This is a genomic window from Bradyrhizobium sp. SUTN9-2 (assembly GCF_003122645.1).
Lineage (GTDB): Bacteria > Pseudomonadota > Alphaproteobacteria > Rhizobiales > Xanthobacteraceae > Bradyrhizobium > Bradyrhizobium yuanmingense.
Map to the genome: position 1 here is coordinate 461,654 of NZ_LAXE01000001.1, position 26,860 is coordinate 488,513.

Consider the following 26,860-nt stretch of genomic DNA (forward strand, 5'->3'; position numbering starts at 1 on the left):
GCTACGCCTTACTGACCCGGGCCGCAAACGCGACGTCCGAGCCACCTTTGGCACGGACGGACGCCCTATCCTGGATCGTTAGACATCCCCTTTCACAGTCCCGTTAATTTCATCCTCCGTGCTACTACGGATTTTGAAGAGAAGTTTGCGGTTCTGCCGCGTGTTGCAGCGCTTTTCGGCAAAACCATCCCCGCGCCGCAACGGCGGGAGCCGCGCGGTAACGAGCCACTAATCGCGCGACGCGGCGTGCGAGAAAGTCCTGCTCGTGAAGAACGATAGAGGCGGTCGAGGCAAGCCGGCCGCGCCCTCGTCGCGCGAGTGCTTGGGCGTTGCCGGATCTAGGCGGTCCACGCTCGAGGTAAACGAAGCGTTACCCCTGGGGAAAGCGGCTCGTGTCGCGCTAACCGAGCTGCACGGCCGTGGCAATGTCGGAGCGGGGGCGAGGCTCTGCCAGACAATCGTTGATGGCGGCGAGCAGCGCGTGCGGCGTGAACGGCTTGCGCAGACAGCGCGCGGCGCCGAGCTCCAGCGCCATCCGCAGGAAGTCCGGCGCGGGCGAGTCCAAATTCGTGAAGGCGTAGCCGGACATCGCGATCAGCGGAATGACCGGAGCCCGGTCGTGGAAAATCCGGATCGATTCGAACCCGCGCATGTGCGGCATGAAGATGTCGATGATCATCAGATCGAATTGCTTGTGCTCGAGGGCGCGCAGTCCGGCTTCACCACCCTCGGCGATCGTCACCCGAAAATTGTTGCGCTGGAGGTAAACCTCGATGGCCATGCACACCATCGGGTCATCGTCGACGACGAGAATATGGCGCAGATCGTCTCGCCCGGATTGAGCTTCCCGTTCCGGCGATTCAACAATCGAACCGTGGGGCACGCCTTTCTCCTTTGCTTTCGATGAGAGATGAAACTTACATTTTTGCGGACGCGGTCGAGGCGACGCGAGCCGGCCCGATGGCCAGCGCGACTGCAATGCCTTCCGGCTCCTGAGGCCCCCTTGCCGCTTTTTCCCTGCGCAATCGTTGCAGGACGGCCGCCTCGTCAACGAATCAGCGTGCGCTACTTAATTCCGCCGCAAATGAGACAGGCTGTCTGCCCTCTAACGGGTATATGGACGACACCACAACCTTTAGATTAGTATTTGCGCGCCGTGCAACTGAGTGACGAAGGCCGCCGCGCCCAGCGTCCATCGAACCCGCCGGATTAACCTGCATGACCGTGAGCGGCCGCCCGCCCAACCAGCTGCTGCAACTGCTCGATGCCGCGGATTTCGATCTGCTGCGTCCGCACCTCGCGACGGTTGAAATGGTCAGCAAATCTGTCGTGGGCGAGATCGGCACTGCACCGAGACATGTCTACCTCCCGCATGGTGGATGCGTTTCGATCAGGGTGAGCCTGTCCGAAGGACAGACGATCGAAATTGCGATGCTGGGCCGCGACAGCGTCGTGGGGGCCGGTGCGGCCCTTGCCGACGGCATCTCGCCGATGGACGCGGTTGTGCTGTTCCCAGGAGCTGCTTCCGTGATCGAAATCGGAGTTTTCCGCGCGGTCGCGACCGCAAGCGCACGCCTCCGCAAGCTGATGGTCCGCCACGAGCAGGTCATGCTCGCGCATGTGCAGCAATCGCTGCTCTGCAATACGCTGCATCCGGTCGAGGCGCGGCTCGCGCGTTGGCTGCTCCGCGCCCACGACCTGTCCGACGGCCAAATCCTGCCGCTGACCCAGGAGGCGCTGGCGCAGATGATCGGCGTCCGCCGCAACGCGATCTCGCTGGTCGCGCATGCGCTGCAGCGCGCCGGCATCATTCACTACAGCCGCGGCCAGATCGAGATCATCGATCCCAAGGCGCTGCTGGCGACGTCCTGCGGCTGCTATTCGGCGGTGAAGGCCCATCACCTGCGCCTGATGGGAGTCGTGGCGTGACGGGAGCACGATGCGATCTCTGTGTTCCGACGTGCACGCAGCGTCGGTGCATCGCCAGGGCCGGACAACTTGTCTCAATTGCCAATATATCCCGCCGCGAGGATGATGGAACTTACCCGCGCACCGCGTGAGTGCAGGCGTGCGATTCCCAGGTGCAAGGGTACGGAGGAGGCAGCTTTGGAAAGCATGGCGCGTCCGTCCAACGGTTTCCTGTCCGCACTGTCGGCAGACGATTATGAGTTGATCCGCCCGCACCTGCGAACTGTGGATCTGCCCCACGGGGCGGTGCTGGTCGAGACCGGCGAGACGCTCATGCGCGCCTATTTTCCTCACCGCGGCGTCATCTCGCTGGTGGTTGAACTGGCCAAAGGCGAGCATGTGCAGGTCGCCATGATCGGCCGTGGTAGCCTGCTCGGAACGCTCGCCATCGAGGGTGATGCGTGTGCGTTGAACACCGCCATCGTGCTGGTTCCCGGCGCCGCCTCGGTGGTGGATCTGGACCGCCTGCGCATGGCCGCCGATCAGAGCAGCGCCCTGCGTACGCAGCTTGCGCGTCACGGGCTGGCGGTCTACGCCCAGGTGCAGCAAACCGCCGGCTGCAACGCCGCTCATCCGGTGGAGTCGCGGCTGTCGCGCTGCCTGCTGCACACGCATGACATGTCGGGCGAGTCGCGTCTGCTGCTGACACAGGAGACCATGGCTCAGATGATCGGGGCCCGGCGCAACAGCGTGTCGCTGGTCGCCAACTCCCTGCAGCAGGCCAATTTCATCCACTACAGCCGCGGACACATCCAGATCACCAACCTGGACGGGCTGCGCCAGACGGCGTGCGAATGCTACGCCGCCGTGAAGGCCCAGTACGACCGGCTGCTCGGCCCGCCCTGAACGCCGCGGTCGCTTGGTAAACCGCGGGCTAATGCCGGCCTGCAAACACCAGCCATCCTGCTACCAGAACTGAAATTCGAAGGGCGTACACACGCGACATGCCTCGCGCGGCGGCGTGCCGCGCGACACGAACCGGGATCAGGGCAGGCAAGGCATGTTTGACGTCACCGTCGCGCCTGCGAAGGCGCTCGATGCCGAACCCGCGCGCGAGCCGCGCGCGTACGAAGCGCTGGTGCGCGAGATCGGCGAGGACGGTGCCGGCGAAGTGCGCGACGTGTTCTGGAGCGAGACCTGCGCGCGCCTGCAATTGCTCCGCACGCTCTCGCCCGCGCAGCACCACGCCAGGATCGCGCGCGAAGCGCATTCGTTGAAGAGCGCGGCCGGAACGTTCGGCTATCTCAGGCTGGCAGCGCTGGCGCTCCGGCTGGAGAAAACCGCGGAAAGCCTCGGCGAGACCGAATTTCGCGCGCTGCTGGACCTGATGGATGCGGCCTACGCCGCCGCGCATGCGCAGGAGCCGCAAGGCTAGCTCGCTTGGGATGCGCGCTCGTCGCGCTGCTTCGCGTGAAAACGCTCCGAACTACTCGCGCGTGCATTCCCGCCGTACTTCTACGGTTTGCGATTTTCACAGATGGCTAATCATAGCTGGCGATAGTCCCGGAAAACCAGGAGGGTTTTCCATGTTCACCTACGAGACCGCAGACCAGAAGGAGGTTCGTCGCTTCCGGATCGCACAGTTCAACGGCCGGATGGCGACGGTGAAGGCCGGCGAGTCGACCGTGACCGGCTTCGTGCGCTCGGTGCTGGAGCAGGAATCGAGCATGCCCCCCCGCTGGACCATCACGATCATTCCGAGCGCGCCGAAGGAAGAGATCAAGCCGCTGCGTCCCACCTCGCGCGCACGTCCCTTCGCCGAAGACTATTTCTGAGCGCCACGGATTTCCCAACTTTCGAGATAGGCGTCGGGTCTCGCCCGACGGCGGGCGACGGGCCCGGCCTCAGTCGATCGAATGCAGCAGCGCCGCACGGACGAGGTCCGCGGTGTTGCGCGCACCGAGCTTGCGCATCGCCTCGGCGCGATGGCTCTCGAAAGTGCGCGGACTGATCTGCATGCGAAGCGCACCCTGCTTGTTCGAGTAGCCTTCGCTGATCAGCCTCAGCACCTCGCGCTCGCGCCTGGTCAGCCGCTTCTGGCCCGACGGGCCGATCAGATCGGCGCTCGGCGACCGCGGCGGTTGCAGCACGCGGACGGCCTTCGATTCCGCTTCTTCGGACGGGCTGGGTAAGCCGCCCTTGGAGCCGCCCTTGGGCGGGCCGGCGAGCTGCTTGACCAGGCCGCAAACGCGCTCGGTCTGGGCCAGCGCGTTCTCCACCACCCGCTGCAAATAGGCGCGATCGCCGGTCGCGGGGACGAGCTGATCGCTGTGGTGCTTGATCTCGCCCATGTAGAGCAGCAGCGCGGTCAGGGGGCCATTGAGCTCGCGGGCGATGGCAGCCGCCATTTCGTCGGCCGCCTTGGCACGCAAGGCGCTCAGGCGGGCGAAATCGAGCTCTTCAGCTGAAGCAGCGCTGCTTTCGTACCATGCCGACGGCCGCGAATCGGTGGCCGTATCATTCTGTGACCCCATGTCACTCGTTTAGCGGAACCGGGGCGGGTCTGTGATTAACTTTTTGCTCCGTATGACTACGGTGATTTGGACGGTTTTACGCTGAAATGACGACTTCGGCACAATTTGTGCTTGCGCGGTGCCGCACGCGACCATGCAGCGGTTGAGTTTTCTGCCGAAATCGTGGGGTGGAAACGGGAAAGCTCCTCGGCGAACGCCTTGCTCCGACATCCACCCCCCGGATTTTACGGATTAATTAACGGCGACTTGCTTCTCTAGGGAGGTTGAGAGCGCGCAAATGCCTCCACGCATTGGGCCCGCAAGCCCGCGGGCCACGCTGCGAAAGATTGCGTGCCATGGACGAGATCGACCGGCTATCGGAATTTCTGCAGAGGCTGACGCCGCTGTCGCGCAGCTGTCTGCTCAGCGAGCTGGAACGGCTCGAGCTGTGCGGCATCGACATGCCGGGTTCGGCCGACATCCAGGCCCGCTTGCGCGCCGAATTCCGCAAGGACGGATCGACCCAGGCGCGCGCCACCAGCCCGTCGCGCTATTTCTTCGCGCCGCTCGAGCTGCTGCTGATCGATGGCGCGCCCGAGCATGCCAACATGGGGCGGATCTCGCGCAATACCCTCACCCCGATCTGGGAATGGATCTGCCGCGACCTGCTGCCGACCATGGCGCGCGACTACATCAAGGCGATCGGCGACCAGGTCGCGGCCAACAACCCGAAGGAGGTCCAGAAGATCGCCTCGACCTTCCAGATCAAGGTCGTCAAGGTCCTCGAGAGCACCCTCGCCTCGCCCGAGAGCGCCGAATCCGCGCGCGCCAAGCTCGGGCAATATACGGCCTCGCGCACCGCCTTCGACGACGTCGTGAAGATGCTGCACGTGTTGCGCGCCGGCGATGCACTGCCGAAGTTCAACGCGAAGCTGCCCGACAAGATCGCGAAGTTCGACGACGGCCAGGTCGCCCAGATCACCGCGCAGCTCGATGCCTTCAAGAAGGCGCATCCTCAGGCGCTGCCCTTCGCGCTGGCGCTGGTGGCGCGACGCCTGAAGACGTCCTGGCAATTGGTGCGGCTTGCTACCCGAGCCGCTGCGAGCAAGGCCGCCGCAGACGTCGCCGCCACCCCCTATGCCTGCGTCGTTCCCATGGTTCTCGACCGGCTCGACGACAAGCGTCTCGCACTTCGCGTCGCGCTCCGGCACAACCGGGTGCTGATCGCCCGCGACCTGCTCGCCGAGATCTACGACACCGAATATGCGCTCAAGGTCCGCATCGACGGCATCGAGCAATGCGAATGGGGCGTCCGCCTCCAGCAATTGATGGATGCGATCGCGGCGCTGGTCTCCGCCGAGGTGAGCCGCTTCCCTGCCAATGTCGGCCACATTCTCGGCTCGCGGCGGCTGCGCAGCCACGATACGCTCGGCGGCAAGCTGAGCTATCTGGCCTGGAAGGGACGCGACGCGATGCAGGACGGTGCGGCGGCGTTCCGCAAATTGATCGGGCAAACCTAGAGCGTTTGAGCATCATCTTTCCGGAAAACCGCTACACACTTTTCCGGATCATGCTCTAGACCCGGTTCGGCCGCGAAAAACCGTGTGCCGCGCGGCTAGCGCGGCAGGCACAGGAAGCGATCCATGAATCGCCCTGACAGCACGAACCTGAACCACCAATACATCATTCGCCGCATCGACATAGCTGTAATCCTCGACAGCCCTCCACCGGCTCGGGGGAGCTTTAGCGCGAGCGCGGCAACGCGCGTGTGATGTGCTTCACATTCTCGGCCGCCGGCGCGGACCCGTTGTCGCATGACCGTCACGAGCGAAAGGCGGCGGTGCGCGCATTGCGGGAAGACGCAAGCGTGAAAGCCGCCGCCGATTCACGTTGCGCCGGCTTCATCGCCGCCGCGGGACAACCGCGCGCGTGCACCCAAAGATTTCGTCGACAAATTAGCTCGAATTGCAGGGCTTAACGTTACTCAGATAATTCAAGAACGATGTGAAGCTCTCCTTATTTGAACCCACGCTCCGCGTTTAAGAAACCGTCACGGAACGGGAGTGGTGTACGATGAACGATGGGATGATTGAACTCGTCGGACGAAGGCCTGTGACCTTCGGACGGCGAAAGGTGACGCCGCGCGCCTGCGTGGCCGACAGCAAGCGTCACTTGCGCGCGTTCCTCAGCGAGATCCTCGAGGATCTCGGCTTCGTCACCTGCGAATGTGCCAGCGCCGACGAGCTGAAGACGGTGCTCGCGAGCGAGTTGCCGGACCTGATCCTGCTCGGCGTCGCCGCCGACGGCATCGAGCCGGGACGATTCCTCGAAGTCCTGGTGCGTGAGGCATTTGCCGGCAAGGTTCTCGCCGTCGGCGCCCGCGATTCGATCATCGTCAAAGCCGTGCGGCAGGTCGGCGACGAATATGGCCTTAGCATGCTGCCGCCGCTGACCACGCCCTTTGCCGCGGAGACGCTGCGCGAGCGCGTTGCCATGCTGCTGCCGGAGGAGCCGGCGCCGAGCCCGGCCGTGCATGTCGGCGAGGCCTTGCATGCCGGCTGGCTCGAGCTCTGGTACCAGCCCAAGATCGACGCGCGCACGCTGGTCCGCAACGGCGCCGAGGCCTTGGTGCGGATGCGGCATCCGACCTGGGGCGTGGTGCCGCCGGCCTATTTCATCCCGGAGCCGCACGATCCGCATTTTCGCGAGCTGTCGGAGTTCGTGATCGATCGCGCCGTGCAGGACTGGCACTATCTTCTCGAGCAGCAAAGCCCGGTCAACCTGTCGATCAATCTTCCCGCCGCCTATCTCAGGGAGCCGCAGGCGGTGCGCGATCTCTGCCGCCGCGTGCCGACGCATCCGGCCTTCGGCGGACTGACGGTCGAGATCGACAGCGAGGAGGCAATCCGCGAGCTCGATTTCCTGGCCGAGGTCGCGCGCGAGGTCGGCCTGCACAATATCGGCCTGTCGATCGACAATCTCGGCGCCAACTGGCCGTCGCTGATGGAGCTGGACAAGATTCCCTTCGTCAAGCTGAAGGCCGACCGGCAATTCGTCACCGGCAGCGGCGGCGATCGGCTGAAGCGCACGGTGTGCCGTCACATCGTCGAGCTGGCGCAGACCTTTGGTGCGCGCGCGGTGGCGCAAGGGGTCGAGAGCCGCGCCGACCTCGTTGTCGCGAACGAGATCGGCTTCGATGTCGTGCAGGGCTTTCTGTTCGGCAAGCCGATGCCGCTGAAGAAGTTCGCACGGAGCGCGCTGACGCGCACCGTGATGGGATGAGCGCGCGCGTTCCCGGGCCTTGAGAGCTGCGTCCGTGCGATCACGCAACTACGCCGTTGCCGCGCGGAGATCCGCCGTCGACCGCATCGTGCCTAGCTCGCCCGGCGCGCCGCTTTCGTCAGCCTGATCGAGGTGGAGCGCGAAACCGCGCGCTCCGGGAGACTCGAGCCCGGCGCGGAGCTGCATGCTCGGAATGACGTAATCGCCGCCATTCTGGCGCCGATAGGGAATCGGCAAAGTTGTCGCAAGCGTTCTCATCCGCTCGCGCAGGCGTTCGGCCGTCGCGCCGAAAGCGGCTTCATCGAACCTGTCGGCCTGATAGGCCACGAACGGCGGCAGGACGTCATATCCGGGATAATAGAGAATGCCGTGATTGATCGGAAACAGCAGGTCGTCGATCGGCCCGTTGACCCCGCGGGCGGAATAATGGTCCTGCCAGCCGCCGGCCGTCACGATCAGCATCGCGCGTTTGCCGGCCAAGGTCCCCTCGCCGTAACGGTCGCCCCAGCGCTTGTCGCTGTGCTCGCCGACACCATAGCCGAAGCCGTAGGCGAACACGCGGTCGACCCAGCCCTTGAGGATCGCGGGCATGCTGAACCACCACAGCGGAAACTGCAGAATCAGAGCATCCGCCCACAGCAGCTTCTCGATCTCGCCCTTGACGTCGGCAGTCAGCGTGCCCGCCTCGAACGCCTGCTTGGATGCCGCGGCGACCGCGAGACGCGCATCGACCGGCAGCGACGGAAAGTCGCCGCGGTCGACCTCGGACTTCCAGCCTTCGGCATAGAGGTCGGAGACCCGCACCTCGTGCCCCTGCGCCTCGAGCTCTCGGACGGCGACATCCCGGAGCGAGCCGTTCAGCGAGCGCTGTTCGGGATGAGCATAGACGATCAACACTTTCATGTTCGGGCACCATTGGATTGAGGATTGTGGCTCGGCAGATAGCGCGGTGGCCCGCGATCCGGTAGACGTAGCCGATGGATAAGATTGTGCCGGAAAATGGATAGGCCGGAGGTTACGCTCGAGCGCATGCGCAGCTTCGTGCGCGTTGCCGAGCGCGGAAGCCTGTCCGCGGTCGCGCGCGAGCTCGGCGTCGGCCAGTCCACGGTGACGCGGCACATTCGGGAGCTGGAGCAGGCGGTCGGCGTACCGCTGCTCACCAGGACCACGCGCAGGGTCACCGTGACGGAAGAGGGCCGCCATTACTACGCCGACTGCGTGCATGTCCTGCGTCTCGTCGAGCAGGCCGGCGACGAGGCGCGCTCGACGCGCGGCGCGCCGGCCGGAACGGTGCGGGTCTCCTGCACCGCGGCGTTCGGCGTGCTCCACGTCAGCCGCTTGATCTTCGCCTTCCAGGACGCTTATCCGGAGGTCTCGGTCGACCTCAGCCTGACCGACGAGCGGATCGACCTCGTCAGAGAGGGCGTCGACGTCGCGCTGCGTCTGGGGCCGCTCGCCGAAAGCACGATGAAGCTGAAGTCGCTCGGCCAGTCGCGGCGAGTGCTCGTGGCCGCACCCGATTATCTTGCCGCGCGTGGCCGGCCCGCGCGCCCGCAAGACCTCGCCAAGCACGAGGGCGTTCGGATGTCCAACATCGCCGGCAGCGATGTCCTCGTGCTGCAGGGGCGCCGCGGCGGCCGCCACGCGATACCCTTCAACGGGCGGCTGCGCCTCGATCACGGGCTTGCCGCGCGTGAGGCGCTCGCGGCCGGCCGCGGCATTGCGCCGGCGCATCTGTGGCTGGTCAGCGACCTGCTCGCGGGCGGCAGGCTCGAACGCGTGCTGCCGGACTATTCGCCGCCGCCGGTGCCGCTGAACATGCTGATCGTGCCGGAGCGGTCCGGCATTGCGCGCGTGCGCCTCCTGGTCGATTTCCTCGCCGGAGAGATCGCGCGATTACCGGGGATCGAAAGGCCTCAATCAGAGCTTTCTGTTCGGCAAGCCGATGCCGCTGAAGAAGTTCGCGAAGGCGGCGCTGACGCGCACCGTGATGGGGCAGCAGTGAGGCCTAGCGGCAGACCCAGACGCCGTTGACCAGCACGCGGACGCAGGCTGGCGCGACGACGGCGGCTCCTGCGGCTGCTGCACCGACGGCGGCGCCACCGACCACGGCACGACGCGTCGTTCGACGTGCGACGCCCGCGACACTCGCCGGCGTCGCGGGCCGCCCGACGCGGGCTTCCGCGCTCTGGATCGCGAGTGAAAGACCGTCCTCTGCCGACCACTGCACCGAGCCCAATGCTGCGCAGACAACAACGGCGCCGGCTAACCACAATTTCGTTCGCTGTCGCATCACGTCCTCCCTCGCTTGTCATGCATTAGAGGCAGGCACCGCGCCGGGACAGGCATTGATCTAGATCAAGGTTTGGCGTCGCCGTCTCACGCAAAGCGCCGCGCGAAGAAGACGCAGGCGACCACGATTGCCGTCGCGGCGATCATGCTGCCTGCGACCGGCTCGCCGAGCAGAAGGCCGGCGAGCGCGAGACCAAAGAACGGCTGCAGCTGCTGCAGCTGGCCGACGCGGGCAATGCCACCGATGGCAAGCCCCCGGTACCAGAAGATGAAGCCGACGAACATGCTGAAGACGGAGACATAGGCGAGCCCGATCCAGGCGGGCACACTGACGCCGCTCCAGACGGGCGGCCAGGTCAGCACGGCGAGCACCAGCATCAAGGGCAGCGCGAGCAGCAGCGCCCAGGAGATCACCTGCCAGCCGCCGAGGCGGCGCGACAGCGCGGCGCCCTCGGCATAGCCGAGGCCGCACAGCACGATCGCGGCCACCATCAGCAGATCGCCTTGAAGCGAGGCCGCGCCGTCGCCGGTGAGGGCAAAGCCGGCCACCGTGGCGCTGCCGAGACCCGCGAACAGCCAGAACAGCGGCCGCGGCCGCTCGCCGCCGCGCAGCACGCCGAAGATCGCGGTCGACAGCGGCAGCAGGCCGATGAAGACGATGGAGCGCGCGGACGTGATGTGCTGGAGCGCGAGCGCCGTCAGCAGGGGAAAGCCGACTACGACGCCGATGGCGACGATGGTGAGCGAGGCGAGATCACGACGCTGCGGCCGCGCCTGCCGGAGCAGGCCGAGCACCGCCGCCCCGATCAGCGCCGCGATGACGGCGCGCGCCGAGGTCAGGAACAGCGCCGAGAAGCCACCGACCGCCACCCGCGTCGCCGGCAGCGAGCCGCTGAAGATGATGACGCCGAGAAGCCCGTTGCCCCAGCCGCTGGCGGAAGAGTGCATGTTGGTCTCGCTTGGTGGGGGCGGCGGAGGTGGTGCCGTGACGGTTGAACGCTTGGCGTTCAGCCATGGAATAACAGAAGTTCGAAAACAACCCCATGCACAGTAGACGGGGGTTGCAAGATCAATGGGTTAGGTGGGGGATGGGATGAGGTGCGGGTCGAGCGGGGTTTTGGGGGCCGAAAAGTCGGGGGATCGTGGTTTGACGCGGCTATCCGGCGCACCCGTGCGAGCTGACGGCAATTGGCGGCGAGCGCTGTCGCCCATTCCGAATGACGTCTCCTGTCATTTGCTTCGTCGGGCAAAACAGGAGCATAGTGGCATCATCGCAGGAGGTCGGACAGGCAGGGCTTTCGCCCGGGTCTCGTGAAGGCGTCTGCCGCCGGACGGTGTGCGTTTCGTGCACTGTCACCGCAACATCCAGCATCCGCTCAGGCGAATTGAGAATAGCGGGAAAGCTGAAAGAAGGATTCTGCCTCGTAGGACGGATCGGTGGCAAGGCGAGCAAGCCTTTGACCGATGGCGGGCGCGAACTTCGCACCATGGCCTGAACACGCGGAGCAGACGATCAGGCGGGACTCCGGCCAGCGATCAATGATGAATTCCTCGCCCGCGTCTAGCCGGCGGTCGGCGGGCGCGGTGTTGGTGTAGAGGCAAACGTCGCGATCGATGATGGGCCCGGCCGCACCCGGGACGAGGGCGGCCAACGCTTCGCCGACCGGGCGGAGTTCGGCATCGGTGGCGTGCGGACCCCAGTCGTCGGGGCCGACCACGGGCCCGTGGTTGTGAGGCGCAGCTTTGACGCCGCGCTGTTCGAAGTCCGGAAAGCCGTAGACCGTATCGTTCGGACCTCGGTCCAGAATGAAGATCGGGAAACGACCGAGCGCCACGCTGTCGGGGCTAGCAGGCGCGAACCAGCCGACCGCCTGTCGGGTCACGTTCAGCAGTGCGGCGAGTTGCGGGAGTGCGCGACCGAGCCATGGGCCCAGCGCCAGAATCGCGCGCTCGGCGAAGAACTCTTCGGTATCAGTGCGGATCGACACGCCGTCCCGGTGCGGCGAGAAGCTCGCGCGTTCCGGAATCACGCGGTCGCGAGCGCGTGCGCGCATCAGTTTCATGACGACCTCGGTCCGCAGGATCGCGCCACCGTCCTGCACGACGACGTCCCAGTCGCCGGGCAGGTTGAAAGCCGGAAATTGCTTGTTCGCTTGAGCGGCGGTCAACATCGGATCCGGACGCCCTTTCGCGATCGCGGCCGCGCGCGAGGACGCCACCATGGCGGAGCCGGGGCGGCCGGCCTCCAGAACAGGGGTTTCCGTCAGAATTGTTTGACCGCTTTCGCTCTGCAGCCGGATCCAGCCGGCATGAGCCTCGTCGCTCAGGCTGGTGTAGTTGGGGTTTTCGAAATTGAAGCGACGGAAGATGCGACATGAACCATGTGACGAGCCTCGATCCGAACCTGCTGCGACCGGGTCGAAGCCGAGCGCATCGACGCCGGCATCCAGCAATGCGCCCAGCGCTGCTCCGCCCATGAGCCCCAGACCCAGCACGGCGACTTCGCATTTTCGCATGAAGGCCTCGCAAGCGATGCTACAACGCGGCGATCATCCTGATGATTTTGTGGGTTTGCAAGGTTGACGGGAAGGCGATTATTCGAACAGCGCGCGGCGAACTATCAATTCGGTATGGTTGTTCTTGCTTCGGATGCGAGCCATAGCCGCAAACCCACAGTTCGACGTTGTACACGTCCGTATAATCGAACGAATTTGGATACGGCGGCGACGTAACCACCAGATCAAACTTGCGGCGCGCAGGTATCGAGGTTCGGGCATCCCCTCGTATTAGTTCGAAGCCTTTACCTTTGCGCGATTGAAACTTTGAGATCTCGTAGATTGCTCGAAGTACTGCGGCTTTGAATGCATCATCGATGTCGTCGGGAGACGCATCACGCTCTTGCCAGTTCTTTCGATACCTGCGGCCCTTTCCGCTCACCACCACATTAGAGGTCTCGACCGCGATGTTGCCGAGCAGCACGCGAAAAAGGCGCCGATTAATGACGCTTCTGACGCTTGCAATTCGGTCGGCATAGGACGCAAGTCTCCGTGCAATAGGCTTCGAGAAGATAAAACGATCTTCGACACCCGGTTCAACAAAGGTCGCGGGAGCATACGCAAATGGACTGCTAACTCGTCCGATCGGCGCGGAGACGACAGCATCAAAATCTCGGATCAGTCGATCTTCGTCGTAGCTAGATAGTTTTGCTTCGATCAGATCAGCAAGATAGGGGTTCACTTCGATGGTTGTGGGTTTGACCCCAAGAAATTGGCACGCGAGACTGGTAGTTCCCGATCCCCCAAATGGGTCCAAGCATGAGCGCAGTTTTCGGCCGAGTGCTGCCGTTGTTTCTCCGACAGCTTGTTCTACCAATTCCGGAGCGAAAGCCTCTTTGAACGGCCGCCAACCTTGGTAGGCGGCCTCGCGAGTGCCAGCGTTTGTCGACAGATACTCTGGCTGTCGACCTTCCAACCAATCACGAACTGATTGAGAAGCTTGATCCCGAGTTGGGAGGGAATCCATTATTGCAACAGGCCGATCAGAATGACGTCAATCGAGGCTCAAATCTGGTATATGCGCAATTTGTAAATTGATCCATAAGTTGAAAGAAGTGGTGTTCGCAACGTATTGATCGCCGTGGTGCCTTCGACCCCCCCCTATCGGGGCGCCGCCCGCACGACGGACGCCACCAAGAACTCGGACGGCGCTGCTCATCGTCGACTTCCAAGCCCGCACCGCGTGGTGGGAGATTCGCTTTTTGCTGATTCGAACTTGCGACCGGTTGGCGAATAGGGGGCCATGCGCGTAAAAAAAATAAGGCCGGCTGGTGGTCCCTCGGTGTTCCTTTTCGAGACCGCGTCGCCGCATTGGCTGACGGGCATCCAAGAATTGCTTTAAGATCAATTTTATATGGCGGAGGGAGGGATTCGAACCCCCGACAGGCTTGCACCTATGCCGCATTTCGAGTGCGGTGCATTCAACCACTCTGCCACCACGACGGTTGAAGCCTCGCGTTCTGCCATGGAACGACAACAGTTTGAAAGCACCCCTTTCAGGGTAGAGTCGACCTGCAAAATCAATCGGTTACGCGGGTCGGCATAGAGGGATGCGGCGAGCGCCCCGGAAATCGATCAGTCCTAAAGTCATCCCCCCTAATACAACGGCTCCTCATACACCGGCTCTCCATCGAGCAGCAGCCGCTTGATCGCCGCGCGGCCTGAGGGCAGCACGGCGGCGACGATGCGCAGCTTCTGCTGGTTGCGGGCGTCCTCGAGCTTCTTGCCCTCGCCTTCGGGCACGAAATAGCTTTCGAGGCCGTATTTGATCGGCAGGTTGTCGCAGAACCGTCGCCGGTCGTCGCCGCAGGACCCGCCGTAGTTGCCGACGCGGCCGCGGATCAGCACTTCGGGCGCGGTGACCTTGACAGGCTCGGCATGGACCGAGACCGCCTGATAGACGCCGCCGGCATTGGGCGCGAGCTTGACGAACACGATGGGATGGCGCGCGTCGGCGACCTTGCCTTTGAGCGCGCCGGCCGGCAGTTGCGAGATGTCGTAACGGAGCACGACATAGTCGCCGCGCAGGAGATCGCGGGGATCGACGGGCTGGGTCTGCAAGGTCACCTCGACGCCGTTACGCAGGATCTGCATGCGGTCGGCGACCATCAGGACCAGCAGCGCGCATTGGATCAGGATGGCGGCACAAAACAGCGCGGCTTTCGGGATGCGCTGCCAGAACGCGGTGAGCGATGCGATCATCTCGTTCATCGCGCGGCCCTCGGCAGCATGCGGCCCAGCACGGTGGCAAAGGCGACGGCCGCGACGCCCGCCACTGCCAGGAAGGCCGAGCGGCGCAGCAGCGAGCCCTTCACGGCCCAGGTGATGCCGGCGATGACCCCGGCGATCCCGAGCCAGCCGGCGACGATGCGCGGACGCACGTCGTCGAGCATGCCGGAGACGACGAGACACAGCATGGCCGCAAGCAGCGCGGCATAGGCGAGCCAGGATTCGCCGGCCATGGAGGCCGGCCAGATCGGCGCCGCGAGCAAGACCAGGGCGATCGCAGCGGCTGCAAGCAGCTCTCCCGCGCGCCGGGTGATTGCAGCCGAGGCCAGCGCGAGGATCACGCCGGCATTTCCGCACGCGATCGCCCAAAGCGGCTGGCCCGCAAGAGACCCTTCGCGAAAGCGGACGAGATCGTCGACCGTCGTCACCTCCAGGAACGCGGCAATGGCCAATGAAAACGCGCCGTAAACCGACAGGACGTTGCCGAGCCGGAGCGCTCGCGGCGACGGCGCGGCGGCGATCGCGAGCCCGGCGCCGAACAGCAGCGCCGCACCGCTCGCGAGCACGAAGGACGGCTGGGTGCCCTCGAATTCGAAGCGGAGCGAGGTCGCGATCCACCACGGCAGCAGCGCCAGCGCGACGAGATGAGCGGCGACGCGGGAATTCCAGGCGAAGGCGAGTGCGGCGGCGAGGAGCCAGACCGCGACGAACGGAAGATGCAGCACGTCGGACGCGTCGGTGATCCGCATGCAGGTCCAGATCGAGGCGGCGACGAGACCGACCGCAAGCGCGCCGCGCGAGCCGGTCAGAAGCGCCGCGGCAAACGCGCCGATCGACCACAACAGCATGCCGCCGGCGAAGTCGTCGCCGAGATGGTACATCTGCCCGACCAGCGCGATGCCGGCGCCGAAGATGATCGCACTGATGCTGGCGCAGAGATCGGCGAGAATTGTGCGCTCCCGCGCGGCGAACCAGGCGCCGAGACCACCGGCGATCACCATGCCCGCGATCAGGATCGCAAACCGCGCGAGGCGCGCGATCTCGGTCCAGTGCGCCGCCACGAAGGCGAGGAACGCGGCGGCAATCAGCAGGCCGCCGACGATGGCGACGACCACGGCGATGTTGATGCCGGCGGTGCGCGGCGGCAGCGCGCTGCGGATCGCGACGGCCGCCGCCGGCGCAATCACGCCGTCGGCCTCCCATCGCGCAAGATCGGCTTCGAGGCGCTGCCGGTAGGATTTGTCGAACATCGTCCTGGGATCACTTAGGCCCCGCCGGATGGCGGGACCTTGCTAGGTCGGATCGAGCGGGCGATGGGTTCAAGCTCCTGCTCGCGGTGGGGCTTTCGCATATGGCTCTTGGCGCGAGCTGAGCGCGCGCCTCGTCCTTCGAGACGGCGCTTACGCGCCTCCTCAGGATGAGGCTCAGCGGCATCGGAGCCCGCTGAAACTCGCGCCACGCACTCGGTCCTCATCCTGAGGGCCCGCCAAGGGCGGGCGTCTCGAAGGATGGCCACAAGCGACATCACTCTTTTCTGCGGCCTATTGCGCCGGCAGAGGAATGCGCCGCAGGACGTCGTCATAGGGTGCGAGGTCGAGATAGGCCGTCACCTCCGCCGCCTTGCCGTCCTGCATGAGCAGGATCCACGCGTAAGAGTTCGCGTAAGGCTTGCCGTCACGCGCCACGCCGCTGCCTTCCCAATGCGCGATGACGTGGTCGCCATCGGCGAAGATCCTCACGGAAGTGGGACGGACCGGGGTCGACAACCGGCTGGCGAACGGGCGGACCGCGCGATCAATGAAGACATCGCGCCCTCTGAACTCGCCGGCGCTCGGGCCGGATCCCCTGATGCGCCAGACCACGTTGTCGTGCAGCAGGTCATTGAAGAAGGTGGTGCCTCCCGCCGCCCAGCGATCGAACGCATCGGTGACGATCCGCTTGTTGTCGTCCTGCACGGAATTGGCCTGTCCGCAGGGTGCGGCCGTCGTCAGGGTGGATGCCGTCACGATGACCGCGTAGACGCACGACGCAAGTGCGCGATTGAGCATGGTTGCCATTGGTGTCTTCCTTTCTGGTGCAAGATGTCGTCTGCCCCGAAGTGATGCACGCAGGTCGGTCGCGTTGTTGCTCGACCTACCCGCGCCGCGCGACGGCGGCGCCGCCAAAGATGAGCTGCTCGACCATCGGACGGCGCAGGAAGCGGCCTGGAAAGATGGGATCGGGCGCGGTCGCCTGGTCGAGGCGCGCCATCTGCTCGGGCGACAGCGAGATCCCGACCGCGCCAAAATTGTCTTTCGCCTGCTCCAGCGTGCGGGCCCCGATCACGGGCGCGGTGACCGCGGGATTGGCCAGCGTCCATGCAATCGCCACTTGCGAGGACGTCGCGCCGAGCTCCCAGGCGACGGATCGCACCGTCTCGGCCGCATCCAGCGACCGCTCGTTGAGAAGGCCGGATGACGCGATGATCGAGGCGCGTGTCGTGCCGACGGCGCGGTCCTGGGAATCCCTGAGATCGGCCCTTGTGTACTTGCCGGTGAGCACGCCGCCGCCGAGAGGCGACCAGGGCAGCACGCCGAGGCCAAGGCTCGCCGCCAGCGGAATGAGCTCGTGCTCGACGGTGCGCTCGACCAGATTGTATTCGATCTGCAGCGCCATGAAGGGCGACCAGCCGCGCAGGTCTGCGATCGTCTGCAGCTGTGAAATGCGCCAGGCCGGCGTGTTGCAGATGCCGACATATTGGACCTTGCCGCTGCGCACGAGATCGTCCAGGCCGCGCATCACCTCGTCGGGCTGCGTCGTCGCGTCCCAGGCGTGGAGGTAAAGCAGGTCGATGCGGTCGGTCTCGAGCTGCCGCAGGCTCTGCTCCACGGAACGAAGCATGTTGAGCCGGTGGTTGCCGCCCGAATTGGGGTTGCCGGGATCGCGCGCCATAGTGAATTTGGTTGCGAGCACGAGGCGATCGCGCTTGCCGCGGGCAAACTCGCCGACCATGCGCTCGGACGCGCCGTTGGTGTAGTTCACCGCGGTGTCGATGAAGTTGCCGCCGCGGTCGACGTAGAGGTCGAAGATCCGCCGTGCCTCGCCGGGATCGGATCCCCATCCCCACTCGGTCCCGAAAGTCATCGTACCCAGGGCAAGGGGGGAAATGCGCAGGCCGGAACGGCCAAGCAGGCGGTATTGATCGAGCGACGTCATCAGAGCCTCCTTCGTATGGGTCGGAGATAGCCCCCGGCGAGAGGTGAGAGAAGTTGGCCAATGATGACTGGGGTGGTAAGCCTAGCTAACCAATGACCACGGACCTGAACCTCGTTGCCGTTTTCATCGCGGTCGCGGAAGCCAAGAGCTTCCGTGGCGCCGCCGAGCGGCTCGGGGTGACCCGATCCGCCGTGAGCCAGGCTATCCGACGCATGGAAGACCAGCTGGGCGTGGCTCTCGTGCAGCGAACGACGCGCAGCGTCAGTCTGACCGAAGCCGGCCTGCGCCTGCACGAGCGCGTGACCCCGGCGCTCGCCGAAGTCGAACAGGCGATCAATGGCGCCCGCGACCGTGACGCGCAGCCGACGGGGCAGCTGCGTCTTGCCGTCTCATCGATCGCCGAGCGATTCATTCGCGGTCCGTTGCTGGCCGAATTCACGCAGGCTCATCCCGGCGTGCAGGTCGACGTGACCGTGACCGACGAGGAATTCGACATCGTGGCCGAGGGCTTTGATGCCGGCGTCCGGCTCGGCGAAGTGATCGAGCAGGACATGATCGCCGTGCCTGTTTCGGGCGATCAGCGCCAGCTGGTGGTGGCCGCTCCCGCCTATCTGGAGCGGTTCGGCGCGCCCTCGCACCCGCGCGAGCTCTCACAGCATTGCTGCATCGGCTGGCGGCCGGCGCCGCACGTCGCTCCCTACCGCTGGGAATTTGCGGAAGGTGGGCGCGAGTTCGACGTCGCAGTGGAGCCGAGGATCACGACCAACGATATGTGGGTCATGGTGCGGACCGCCTGCGCGGGCGGCGGCCTGACATTCGGCATGGAGGAGACGTTCAAGCCGTATATCGAGCGAGGAGAGCTGGTACCCGTGCTGGAGGAATACTGCCCGTCCTTCCCCGGCTTCTTCCTCTACTTTCCGGATCGGCGGAATCTTCCGCCGAAGCTGCGCGCGCTGGTCGATCACGTGCGTTATCGGGGAAGCGGAAAGCGCTAAAGCGGAATGGCTTTAGATCGAATCGATCCGCTCTAGTTTGCCTTGATGCCGGCCTCGCTGATCAGCTTGCCCCATTTCGCACTTTCGTCCTGAATGAAGCGGCCGAACTGCTCGGGCGAGGTCGGCGCAGGCTCCGCGCCGAGGGTGCGGATCTTCTCCGCCACGGCAGGGTCCTTCAACGCCTTGGCGAAGGCCTCGTTCAGTCGGGCGATGACATCCGCAGGCGTGCCGGCGGGAGCAACGAGCCCGAACCAGCCGACGGATTCGAAACCGGCAAGGCCGCTCTCGGCCAGCGTCGGCACATCGGGCAGGGACGCAAGGCGGCGCGCGGAGGACACGCCGATCGCGTTGAGCTTGCCCTCGAGGATCAATTGTCGCGATGCCGGAATATCCAGCACCGCGAACGGGACATGGCCTGCGAGAACATCGACCGCCGCCGGCGCCGTCCCGCGATACGGCACCAGCTCCATCGCGATCCCGCTTCTGTGTGTGAACAGCGCAGCAGTCAAATGCATCGCCGTCGAGTTGCCGCCATGCCCGATCGAGAGCCCACCCGGCTTCGCCTTGGCGAGCGCGATGGTCTCCGCAGGTGTGCGCGCCGGAATATTCGCGGACGCGACCAGCACAAAGGGAATTTCCGCGAGCAGGGTGATGGGCGCGAGATCCTTCAGCGCGAACGGCATCGCGGCATTGAGGTGCGGATTCACGGTCAACGCACCCGCCGGCGCCACCCCAAGCGTATAGCCGTCGGGCTTTGCCTGTGCGACCGCGGTCATGCCGATGTTGCCGCCGGCGCCGGCGCGGTTCTCGATGACCAGGCCCTGCTTGAGCTCGGCGGTGACCAGCGGCTCGAGCGCGCGGATGACCGTGTCGGCGCTGCCGCCGGGCGGGAAGGTCACGATGATCTTGATCAATTGCTCGGGATAGGCGGCTCGGGCCGCCGCCACCGGCAACAGTGCGAAAGCGGCGGCCGTCAGCGCGGCCAGGATGCGGCGTCTTGCAACGTGAAACACGGTCTCCTCCTTGCGTTCTGTTCTTGAAACCGACCTGGCGAGCTGCGCCGCCAAGCCGTTCGCTCGTGTCGTCTTACGCCGCAGCGCCAGTGATACGTGTCAGCAGGCCTATCGGGTTCTCCGGCGCGGACTGCCCGCGCCAGGCGATGTGCTGGTCGGGCCGCGCCAACACGAGCTTCTCGGCATAGGCGCCGTTCGCCTCCTCCGGCGCGACGTCGACCAGCGCGAGCGGCACGCCGCGCGCCTTTGCAGCGTCTTGCAGCTGCGTCACATCGATTGCCGGATCGAAGCGCAGCAATGTGTAGCCGGGGCCGAAGGCGTCGTAGAGCGAGCGTCCGTCGCGCAGGAACAAATGCGGCGCGCGGGCGCCCGGCACGGTGGATGGCGTGAAGCTGCCCATCGCGTAAGGCGGCGGCGTCTCGCCGTCATAGGCGATGATCGGCGAGGCGTCGTAATAGTAGCCGAAGTTGAGGCCGGCGCAGCAATATTGCTGCACGTTGAGATCGTAGGCCGCTTTCGCCAGCGCCGCGCGGGCCGCCTGGCCGCGCGGCGTGTCGTCCTCGATCTCGGCGGACACGCCGCCGCGCTGCGCCATCATCTTCATCGCATGATCCATCGCAAAGCGCGACACCTGCTCGGTGATGGGCTGCCGCTCCGCCTCATAGGCATCGAGAATCGCAGCCGGCGCCCAGCCGTTCAGATGCGCCGCCAATTGCCAGCAGAGATCGACGGCGTCCGCAATGCCAGCATTCATGCCGTAGCCGGCATAGGGCATCCACAGATGCGCGGCGTCGCCGCAGATGAAGACCCTGCGGTCGCGGAAGCGGTCGGCCACCAGACGCCGTCCGACCCAATCCTCCTTGCTGAGCACGCGGTATTCGAAGCGCTCGTCGACGCCGAGGATGGCACGGATGGCCCAGTCGCGATCGACCGAGTCGAACTCGGGCTCGTCGGGCTTCAGGTGATTGTGGATCAGCCAGCGGTCGTGGCCGTCGATCGCAACAACGGTGCCGGAGCGGCGCGGATTGAGCGAGAGCACCATCCAGGCCGGCTTGTGCGCCCCCATCAGCTCCTTCAGTTGCGGCGCTTCGATGAAGGTCGACTGCACGCGCTGGATCACCGGCGTGCCGGACAGGCTGGCACCGATTGCTTTTCTGACGAGGGATCGGCTGCCGTCGCAGCCGATCACGAAGCCGGCTTCGATGCGGAGCGAATGTCCGCTGTCGAGATCGCGCGCCAGCGCGACGACATGGTCGTCGTGCTGCTCGATGTCGGTGATTTCCGTGCGCGCAAGGATCTTGATGCGTGATTGCGCCGCGGCATGGCTGAACAGGATCGGCTCGAGATAGACCTGGTTGATCCGGTGCGGCGGCTCGGGCGTCGGCCACCAGGTGTCGGGGCCACCGGTCGCGCTATAGCGGCGTGCGCGGGAGGGAATGTCGATGCGGCAAAGCTCGATCCCGGTCGCCGTGGTCCGATAGGAGCAATCGTTGGGAAAGTCCGCAGGGAGCCCCGCATCGCGCAAGCGAGCGGCGACGCCGAGCCGCCGAAAAATCTCCATCGAGCGCGCCGATACGTGGTTGCACTTGACGCTGGGCGGATCGCCGGCGTGGCGGATTTCCGCGACGACGACGTCGATCCCGCGCGAAGCGAGATCCATCGCCGCGGTCAATCCGACCGGCCCGGCGCCCACCACCAGCACTTGCGCTCTCATGCTCGCTCCAATCCTTGCCGCGGATTCTTTCCGTCCGCACAGCATGCATTTTATTGCAGGTCCGTTTATGCGATAAGTCGGAAAGAACTCATCAATTCATGAGATTTCTCTATGAATGTCACATTGCGCCAGCTGCGGATCTTCACCGGCGTGTATCGGACGCGCAGCATCACGCGGGCCGCCCGCGAGCTCGGCATCACGCAATCGGCGGCGAGCCTGTTGATCCAGCAGCTCGAGGCCCAGCTCAGCGTCAAGCTGTTCGACCGCTCCACGCGCTCGGTGCAGCCGACGCTGGCCGCCGACGAGGCGTTCGCCGCCGCCGAGCGCATGCTGAGCGATGCGCAAGGCCTGTCGCGCCGCATGCGTGACCTCGCGCAGGCCCGCGCAGGCCGGGTCGTGTTTCTCGCCTCCGCCGGCACGGCATCGGCGCTGCTGCCCATGGTGCTGGCGAAATTCCGCACTGGCCATCCCGACATCGAGATCGACATGCGCGATGTCGCCGCCGACGATCTCGTGCCACGGCTGAGCACGACCGATGCCGAGTTCGCGATCGGCAGCGTGGAGGGCGAATTCGCGGACATGACGATCGAGACGCTGACGAGCGGCCGCCTGAGCGCGATCGGCCGTCGCACCGCGGACTTCGCCGCGCGTCGGTCCCTAACCTGGGACGAGCTGGTGCAACTGCCGACGATTGCGATGCGCAGCGAGACACGCATCCGCATGCAGATCGATCAGGCCCTGAGCGCGCAGGGCAAGCGCCTCGATCCGACCTATGAAGTGACCCTGATCAACACCGCGCTCGCCATGACGGCGCAGGGCCTCGGCCTCGCCATCCTGCCCGCGACGATGCTGCCGGCCGACCAGTTCCCGACACTGATCGCAAGACCGCTGGTGCGCCCCGCCCTCACCCGCCCCGTGTCGCTGCTGCAGCGCCAGGGCCGAACGTTGTCGCCGGCGGCGCAGGCGTTCGTGACGACGGCGCGGATGGTGCTGGCCGGCCGAACGGCAGCAGCATCAGGCTGATTTTGCGGAGCTATTTGGAAGCGTCGTGTTTGATATGGCGGAGAGGGAGGGATTCGAACCCCCGATAGGCTTGCACCTATGCCGCATTTCGAGTGCGGTGCATTCAACCACTCTGCCACCTCTCCTGAAGGCGCCATATTAGGAGCTGGGCCCCTGTGGTTGGGGGCGTTAATAGGCGAGGATGGCGGGCCAGACAAGGCGCGAAAGGGGAAAATCCGCTGCCTCTTTTCGCCCACTATCCCGCTTTGGGAAGGAACTGCCATGGAGCATCTGACGGTCACCGCCAATGGCGCCAAATTCCACGTGGCTCGTGCCGGAAGCGGCAAACCGCTGCTTTTGCTGCATGGCTGGCCGGAATTCTGGCTGACCTGGGAGCCGGTGATATCGAGGCTTTCGGACCGATTCACGCTTGTCGCGCCTGACCTCCGCGGCTTCGGCGACAGCGACAAGCCAGGTGGACCTTACGGACCGGACGGCCATGCCGCCGATATGCTGGCGCTGATGGACCGGCTCGGCATCGACCGATTCGGCGTCGTCGGCCACGATGTCGGCGGCGCTGTCATGCAGCCGCTGGCCCGGCAGGCGCCCGAGCGGATGGCGGGCCTCTTCTTCTTCGATTTCGTCTATCCCGGGATCGGGCCGCGCATGGCCGCGCCCGATAGGCTCAACCACATCTGGTACCAGTCCTTTCACCAGATGGAGATGGCGCCACAGCTCATCGGTGCGAGCCGGGAGAGCTGCCGGCTCTACATCAGCCATTTCCTCAAGGGCTGGGCGCACCGGACAAACGCCTTCGACGACGTGCTGGACGCCTTCACGGACAATTTCCTGAAAGCCGGCAACCTCGCCGGCGGCTTTGCGCATTACCGCGCCTCGCATGCCGGGCGCGTGGCGATGATGAAGGGCGAAGCGCCGCCACTTCCGCCGATCGCGGTGCCGACCTGCGTGCGCTGGGCCGAGCACGATCCGCTGTTTCCCTTTGGCTGGACCGACCGGCTGTCCGAGACCTTCAGCGATCTCGACCTCGAGATGTTTCCCGGCGTCGGCCACTTCCCGCATCGGGAAAATCCGGATCGCGCGGCACGCGAGATCGCCGCGTTCTTTGCGCGCATCGGCTGGAGCTGAGGAGAAAAACGGGGTGGGACCGCCAGACGCGGTAAACACTGGCGGTCCCGTGCCGCTTATTGAAATACTGGCCGTGAAGGGCGGCTTCGCCGGCCGAGTGGAAGCGACGATTCGACCCTAGCGTGCGACGGCCGGTCCGCAACGCAATCCGGTCCTTAACCTAACCGGTCAAGGTTACTCCTTGTCCGCTTTACCTTTTTTCTTCCCGTTCTCCGTGGAATCCCGGTCCTTGCCGTTGCCTTCCTTGCGGCGATTGGTGAAGCGCGCATTGCCAAGTCCGGTGCCGATGGTGAGCACGCCCCAGCGGTCAACGTCCTGCATGAACGGTACTTCCGAGAGCCCCTGCACCACGCCGTCATTGTGCATCAGGATCGCGGTGTCGTGCTCGCCAATAGCGGGGATGCCCTCGATCAGGCTCGCCGGCAGGTTGAACTTGCTGCTCTCCCAATTGCCCGGCAGATTCTGCGCGCCCTTCTCGATCGAGCCGTCCGGGTTGATCACACCGGGACAGGCGATGCCGATGAACGGCGCGAGCTTGTAGCCTTCGGCCTCGGCCTCCGTGATCAGCCCTTTCAGCATCTTGGTCAGCCGCTTCACCGCGCCTTCGCGCGTCGGCTCGTCGTCGGCGTGACGCCACAGCTCCGCATGCACCACCTTGGCCTTGGACAGATCCTTGGCTTTCTTCCAGCCGGTTTCCACCACGCCGCAGCGGATGTTGGTGCCGCCGATGTCGACGGCGAGAATGCTGTCATGAGCCTCGAAGATCCAGGACGGCGCCAGGTGCAGCGCGCCGATCAGGCCGGCCTCGTCAGGATGATGGCGGATCGGCTGCAGGTCGATCTTGAAGCCCTCGGATTTCAGGATGATCTCGGCGCGGGCGATCACGAGCTCGCCGAGCCTTGAATCGCGAAAGCCGCCGCCGACGACGATGCGCTCGGTCTTGGCCCAGGCCTTGGTCTTGAGGAATCGGCGCGTGACATAAGCGAGCTCCTGGGAGAAATCCTCGATCGCGCTGTGCACCACGGCCGAGGCCTCGGTGTCGTCGCCGATCAGGATGGCGTCCAGCGTCTTCTTGTTGATCTCCTCGGTCGGCACCTTCCCGAACGGGTCCTCCCCCGTCTTGCGCAGCGGCTTGCGCCAGCGCTCGAGCACCTCCCGGAACGCGCCCTTGCTGGCGCGGTCGCCGAGAAAGCCGTCCTCGTCCTTGATCTCGATGTTGAAGCTGTCGACATCGACCGATGGCAGCCGTTCGGCGCCATGCTGGGCAATGCCCGTTGTTTTGACCAATTCGTCTGTTGCCATGAGAGCCCTTGCCCCGCTTTCCTGTTCCGGCCGGGACAACTGCGGGGGAACCCGTTTGTTGCAAAGCCCACCCGAGATTCGGCTGCGCGCTTTCAGCGCGGCCAAAGCCTTCAAATCCGGGCGGTTTTCGCCCAGTTTTCCTTGACTTGCGGCTGTTGGCCGCTATAAGTCCCACAGCCGGCGCGGGGCGTTTCTCGCGCCGCTTGTTTTTGCTTGGGTTTTCAAAGGGATAACTCCCGCCCACGCAGACTCGCATAAACCATAGCGACTGACAAAAAGCCGACCCGGACGCTCCGCGTCCCGAGGCCGGGATTGAACACGGAGAAAGAACGATGTTCGCAGTCATCAAAACCGGCGGCAAGCAATACCGCGTCGTGCCGGATGATGTTCTCGAAGTAGGCAAGATCGAAGGCGAAGTCGGCTCGATCGTGCAGCTGAATGAAGTGCTCGTGGTCGGCGGCGACACGCCGGTGCTGGGCGTCCCGACGGTCGCAGGCGCGTCCGTCGCGGTCGAGGTGCTCGACCACAAGCGCGGACCGAAGGTCATCGCGTTCAAGAAGCGCCGCCGCAAGAACTCGCGCCGCAAGCGCGGCTATCGCGACGAGATCACGGTTCTGCGCATCAGCGAGATTCTGACGGACGGCGCCAAGCCCACCAAGGGCCCGCGTCCGAAGAAGGAAAAGGTGACGAAGGAGCCGGCAGCGGAAGCCGCCGAGTAACGCAAAACCGATCACGCCAATTCACGAATTGATGCGTGCGACGTTTTGAAATGATTCCGTCAAGGAATTGACCTAGAACTACGCAGGATTTCGGAGACGAGCCATGGCTCACAAAAAAGCAGGCGGTTCATCGCGCAACGGTCGCGATTCCAAGGGCAAGCGCCTCGGTATCAAGGCGTTCGGCGGCGAGATCGTCACGCCCGGCAACATCATTGCGCGTCAGCGCGGCACGACCTGGCACCCCGGCCTCAATGTCGGCATGGGTACGGACCACACTCTGTTCGCCAAGATCGAGGGCCGCGTTGCGTTCCAAGCCAAAGCCAACGGCCGCACCTTCGTATCGGTGCTCCCGCTTGCCGAGGCTGCTGAATAGACGGTGGACAAAAACGGAGTCCGCCGGTCCCGACTGAACCGGCGGAGTCCTAGAGATCGCAAGAGATCGAAGGCTCCAAGGGGAGGCGGGAAACCGGCCTCCCCTTTTCTTTGCTCACTTTGTTCTTTGCACTTTGACTTAGTGACTTTCACGGAGCCGGACATGTTGCAGGATTTCTCGAGCGTGACCTTGGCCGAGGCGAGACCAAGCGTCGTCGCCACCGAGCGGCTGACCTTGCGGCGGCCGACGCTGGCCGACGTCAGGATCATCGCCCGGCTCGCCAACGACCGCCGTGTCGCCGAGAACACGCGCCGCCTGCCGCATCCCTATTCGCAGGACGACGCCGCCGACTTCATCCGCGCCACCGCCGAACTCGGCAGCGAGACCGTGTTCCTGATCGAGCACGACAGCGGGCCGGTCGGCATGGTCGGCATCGATTGCTCTAAGCCCGGCAATGCCGAGCTCGGCTACTGGCTCGGCGTCGAGCATTGGGGTCGGGGCTTTGCCACCGAGGCGGCGCGCGGCGCGATCGATTTCTTCTTCGAGGAGTTCGAGGACGAGCATCTCTACGGCGGCGCGCGCGTTACCAATCCGGCCTCGCGCAAGGTGCTGGAGAAGTGCG

The 26,860-nt window shown here is 65.0% G+C and carries 26 protein-coding genes, 1 tRNA gene and 1 pseudogene; 13 read left to right on the top strand and 15 right to left on the bottom strand.

Annotated elements, in window-relative coordinates:
• Nucleotides 1-400 precede the first annotated feature (400 nt).
• Nucleotides 401-823: a response regulator gene (locus XF30_RS02130; RefSeq protein ID WP_192893379.1), complete on the bottom strand. Its 423-nt coding sequence runs from the start codon at nucleotides 821-823 to the stop codon at nucleotides 401-403.
• A gap of 395 nt (nucleotides 824-1,218) precedes the next feature.
• Here XF30_RS02130 and XF30_RS02135 point away from each other — a divergent pair, with 395 nt between their 5' ends.
• The 4 genes from XF30_RS02135 to XF30_RS02150 all read left to right on the top strand — a co-directional run bounded on the left by XF30_RS02135 (nucleotide 1,219) and on the right by XF30_RS02150 (nucleotide 3,743).
• Nucleotides 1,219-1,929 carry a Crp/Fnr family transcriptional regulator gene (locus tag XF30_RS02135; protein WP_109141793.1) on the top strand — a complete coding sequence of 237 codons (711 nt, stop codon included), beginning with the start codon at nucleotides 1,219-1,221 and terminating at the stop codon, nucleotides 1,927-1,929.
• Between the two features lie 186 nt (nucleotides 1,930-2,115).
• Nucleotides 2,116-2,814, top strand: coding sequence for a Crp/Fnr family transcriptional regulator (locus XF30_RS02140; protein ID WP_192893380.1), 699 nt, complete (start codon nucleotides 2,116-2,118; stop codon nucleotides 2,812-2,814).
• Nucleotides 2,815-2,968: 154 nt separating this feature from the next.
• Entirely contained in the window at nucleotides 2,969-3,343 is a 375-nt protein-coding gene (locus tag XF30_RS02145; RefSeq protein ID WP_109141794.1) for an Hpt domain-containing protein, read from the top strand.
• Between the two features lie 151 nt (nucleotides 3,344-3,494).
• Complete coding sequence (locus tag XF30_RS02150) at nucleotides 3,495-3,743, top strand: hypothetical protein (protein WP_036024694.1); 249 nt, start codon at nucleotides 3,495-3,497, stop codon at nucleotides 3,741-3,743.
• 69 nt (nucleotides 3,744-3,812) lie between these two features.
• On the opposite strand, the gene XF30_RS02155 is transcribed toward XF30_RS02150, so the two are convergent.
• Nucleotides 3,813-4,442 (bottom strand): LuxR C-terminal-related transcriptional regulator, encoded by a 630-nt coding sequence (locus XF30_RS02155; RefSeq protein WP_109141795.1) that lies wholly within the window; start codon nucleotides 4,440-4,442, stop codon nucleotides 3,813-3,815.
• 335 nt (nucleotides 4,443-4,777) lie between these two features.
• Between XF30_RS02155 and XF30_RS02160 the strand changes: the two genes are divergently transcribed.
• Complete coding sequence (locus XF30_RS02160) at nucleotides 4,778-5,941, top strand: hypothetical protein (RefSeq protein ID WP_036024690.1); 1,164 nt, start codon at nucleotides 4,778-4,780, stop codon at nucleotides 5,939-5,941.
• Between the two features lie 553 nt (nucleotides 5,942-6,494).
• Entirely contained in the window at nucleotides 6,495-7,703 is a 1,209-nt protein-coding gene (locus XF30_RS02165; protein WP_109141796.1) for an EAL domain-containing response regulator, read from the top strand.
• 48 nt (nucleotides 7,704-7,751) lie between these two features.
• Here the strand turns inward: XF30_RS02165 and XF30_RS02170 are convergent, their stop codons facing one another.
• Nucleotides 7,752-8,606, bottom strand: a complete 855-nt coding sequence (locus tag XF30_RS02170; RefSeq protein ID WP_109141797.1) for an NAD(P)H-dependent oxidoreductase — start codon at nucleotides 8,604-8,606, stop codon at nucleotides 7,752-7,754.
• Between the two features lie 96 nt (nucleotides 8,607-8,702).
• On the opposite strand from XF30_RS02170, the pseudogene XF30_RS02175 reads away from it, so the two are divergent.
• Nucleotides 8,703-9,617 (top strand): annotated as a pseudogene (locus XF30_RS02175) (LysR family transcriptional regulator); the annotation flags it as partial.
• A 94-nt stretch (nucleotides 9,618-9,711) separates the two neighbouring features.
• Here the strand turns inward: XF30_RS02175 and XF30_RS02180 are convergent.
• From XF30_RS02180 to XF30_RS02215, 8 genes are all read right to left on the bottom strand, one after another.
• Nucleotides 9,712-9,996, bottom strand: a complete 285-nt coding sequence (locus tag XF30_RS02180; RefSeq protein ID WP_109141799.1) for a hypothetical protein — start codon at nucleotides 9,994-9,996, stop codon at nucleotides 9,712-9,714.
• A gap of 86 nt (nucleotides 9,997-10,082) precedes the next feature.
• Nucleotides 10,083-10,943, bottom strand: coding sequence for a DMT family transporter (locus XF30_RS02185; RefSeq protein WP_109141800.1), 861 nt, complete (start codon nucleotides 10,941-10,943; stop codon nucleotides 10,083-10,085).
• 428 nt (nucleotides 10,944-11,371) lie between these two features.
• On the bottom strand, nucleotides 11,372-12,490 hold the full coding sequence (locus XF30_RS02190; RefSeq protein ID WP_204524489.1) for an FAD-dependent oxidoreductase: 1,119 nt from the start codon (nucleotides 12,488-12,490) through the stop codon (nucleotides 11,372-11,374).
• A gap of 40 nt (nucleotides 12,491-12,530) precedes the next feature.
• Complete coding sequence (locus XF30_RS37630) at nucleotides 12,531-13,232, bottom strand: hypothetical protein (protein ID WP_146207650.1); 702 nt, start codon at nucleotides 13,230-13,232, stop codon at nucleotides 12,531-12,533.
• 914 nt (nucleotides 13,233-14,146) lie between these two features.
• Complete coding sequence (locus XF30_RS02200) at nucleotides 14,147-14,761, bottom strand: GDYXXLXY domain-containing protein (RefSeq protein WP_109141802.1); 615 nt, start codon at nucleotides 14,759-14,761, stop codon at nucleotides 14,147-14,149.
• The gene (locus tag XF30_RS02205) at nucleotides 14,758-16,029 is read right to left on the bottom strand and encodes a DUF2157 domain-containing protein (RefSeq protein ID WP_109141803.1); all 1,272 of its coding nucleotides are present in this window, start codon (nucleotides 16,027-16,029) and stop codon (nucleotides 14,758-14,760) included. The genes XF30_RS02200 and XF30_RS02205 overlap by 4 nt, the downstream gene beginning before the upstream one ends.
• Nucleotides 16,030-16,320: 291 nt before the next feature.
• Nucleotides 16,321-16,836, bottom strand: coding sequence for a nuclear transport factor 2 family protein (locus tag XF30_RS02210; protein WP_109141804.1), 516 nt, complete (start codon nucleotides 16,834-16,836; stop codon nucleotides 16,321-16,323).
• Between the two features lie 76 nt (nucleotides 16,837-16,912).
• Nucleotides 16,913-17,974: an aldo/keto reductase gene (locus XF30_RS02215; protein ID WP_109141805.1), complete on the bottom strand. Its 1,062-nt coding sequence runs from the start codon at nucleotides 17,972-17,974 to the stop codon at nucleotides 16,913-16,915.
• Between the two features lie 92 nt (nucleotides 17,975-18,066).
• Here XF30_RS02215 and XF30_RS02220 point away from each other — a divergent pair, with 92 nt between their 5' ends.
• Nucleotides 18,067-18,969: a LysR family transcriptional regulator gene (locus XF30_RS02220; RefSeq protein ID WP_109141806.1), complete on the top strand. Its 903-nt coding sequence runs from the start codon at nucleotides 18,067-18,069 to the stop codon at nucleotides 18,967-18,969.
• Between the two features lie 32 nt (nucleotides 18,970-19,001).
• Here the strand turns inward: XF30_RS02220 and XF30_RS02225 are convergent, their stop codons facing one another.
• Together XF30_RS02225 and XF30_RS02230 are read right to left on the bottom strand one after the other, a co-directional pair.
• The gene (locus XF30_RS02225; RefSeq protein WP_192893012.1) at nucleotides 19,002-19,982 is read right to left on the bottom strand and encodes a Bug family tripartite tricarboxylate transporter substrate binding protein; all 981 of its coding nucleotides are present in this window, start codon (nucleotides 19,980-19,982) and stop codon (nucleotides 19,002-19,004) included.
• A gap of 73 nt (nucleotides 19,983-20,055) precedes the next feature.
• Nucleotides 20,056-21,696 carry an FAD-dependent oxidoreductase gene (locus XF30_RS02230; protein ID WP_192893013.1) on the bottom strand — a complete coding sequence of 547 codons (1,641 nt, stop codon included), beginning with the start codon at nucleotides 21,694-21,696 and terminating at the stop codon, nucleotides 20,056-20,058.
• 111 nt (nucleotides 21,697-21,807) lie between these two features.
• On the opposite strand from XF30_RS02230, the gene XF30_RS02235 reads away from it, so the two are divergent.
• A complete protein-coding gene (locus XF30_RS02235; protein ID WP_109141809.1) occupies nucleotides 21,808-22,719 on the top strand; it encodes a LysR family transcriptional regulator in 912 nt (303 codons plus the stop codon).
• Between the two features lie 35 nt (nucleotides 22,720-22,754).
• Here XF30_RS02235 and XF30_RS02240 read toward each other — a convergent pair.
• Nucleotides 22,755-22,844, bottom strand: a tRNA-Ser gene (locus XF30_RS02240).
• A 136-nt stretch (nucleotides 22,845-22,980) separates the two neighbouring features.
• Between XF30_RS02240 and XF30_RS02245 the strand changes: the two genes are divergently transcribed.
• Nucleotides 22,981-23,844 carry an alpha/beta fold hydrolase gene (locus XF30_RS02245; protein WP_109141810.1) on the top strand — a complete coding sequence of 288 codons (864 nt, stop codon included), beginning with the start codon at nucleotides 22,981-22,983 and terminating at the stop codon, nucleotides 23,842-23,844.
• Between the two features lie 174 nt (nucleotides 23,845-24,018).
• Here XF30_RS02245 and XF30_RS02250 read toward each other — a convergent pair whose 3' ends face one another.
• Nucleotides 24,019-25,146, bottom strand: a complete 1,128-nt coding sequence (locus XF30_RS02250; RefSeq protein WP_036008710.1) for an ROK family protein — start codon at nucleotides 25,144-25,146, stop codon at nucleotides 24,019-24,021.
• A 332-nt stretch (nucleotides 25,147-25,478) separates the two neighbouring features.
• Between XF30_RS02250 and rplU the strand changes: the two genes are divergently transcribed.
• From rplU to XF30_RS02265, 3 genes are all read left to right on the top strand, one after another.
• Nucleotides 25,479-25,865, top strand: a complete 387-nt coding sequence (gene rplU / locus XF30_RS02255; RefSeq protein ID WP_036008712.1) for a 50S ribosomal protein L21 — start codon at nucleotides 25,479-25,481, stop codon at nucleotides 25,863-25,865.
• Nucleotides 25,866-25,968: 103 nt separating this feature from the next.
• Nucleotides 25,969-26,238 (top strand): 50S ribosomal protein L27, encoded by a 270-nt coding sequence (gene rpmA / locus XF30_RS02260; protein ID WP_025032812.1) that lies wholly within the window; start codon nucleotides 25,969-25,971, stop codon nucleotides 26,236-26,238.
• Between the two features lie 162 nt (nucleotides 26,239-26,400).
• A partial coding sequence (locus XF30_RS02265; protein ID WP_192893014.1) for a GNAT family N-acetyltransferase occupies nucleotides 26,401-26,860 on the top strand: 460 nt, incomplete at its 3' end.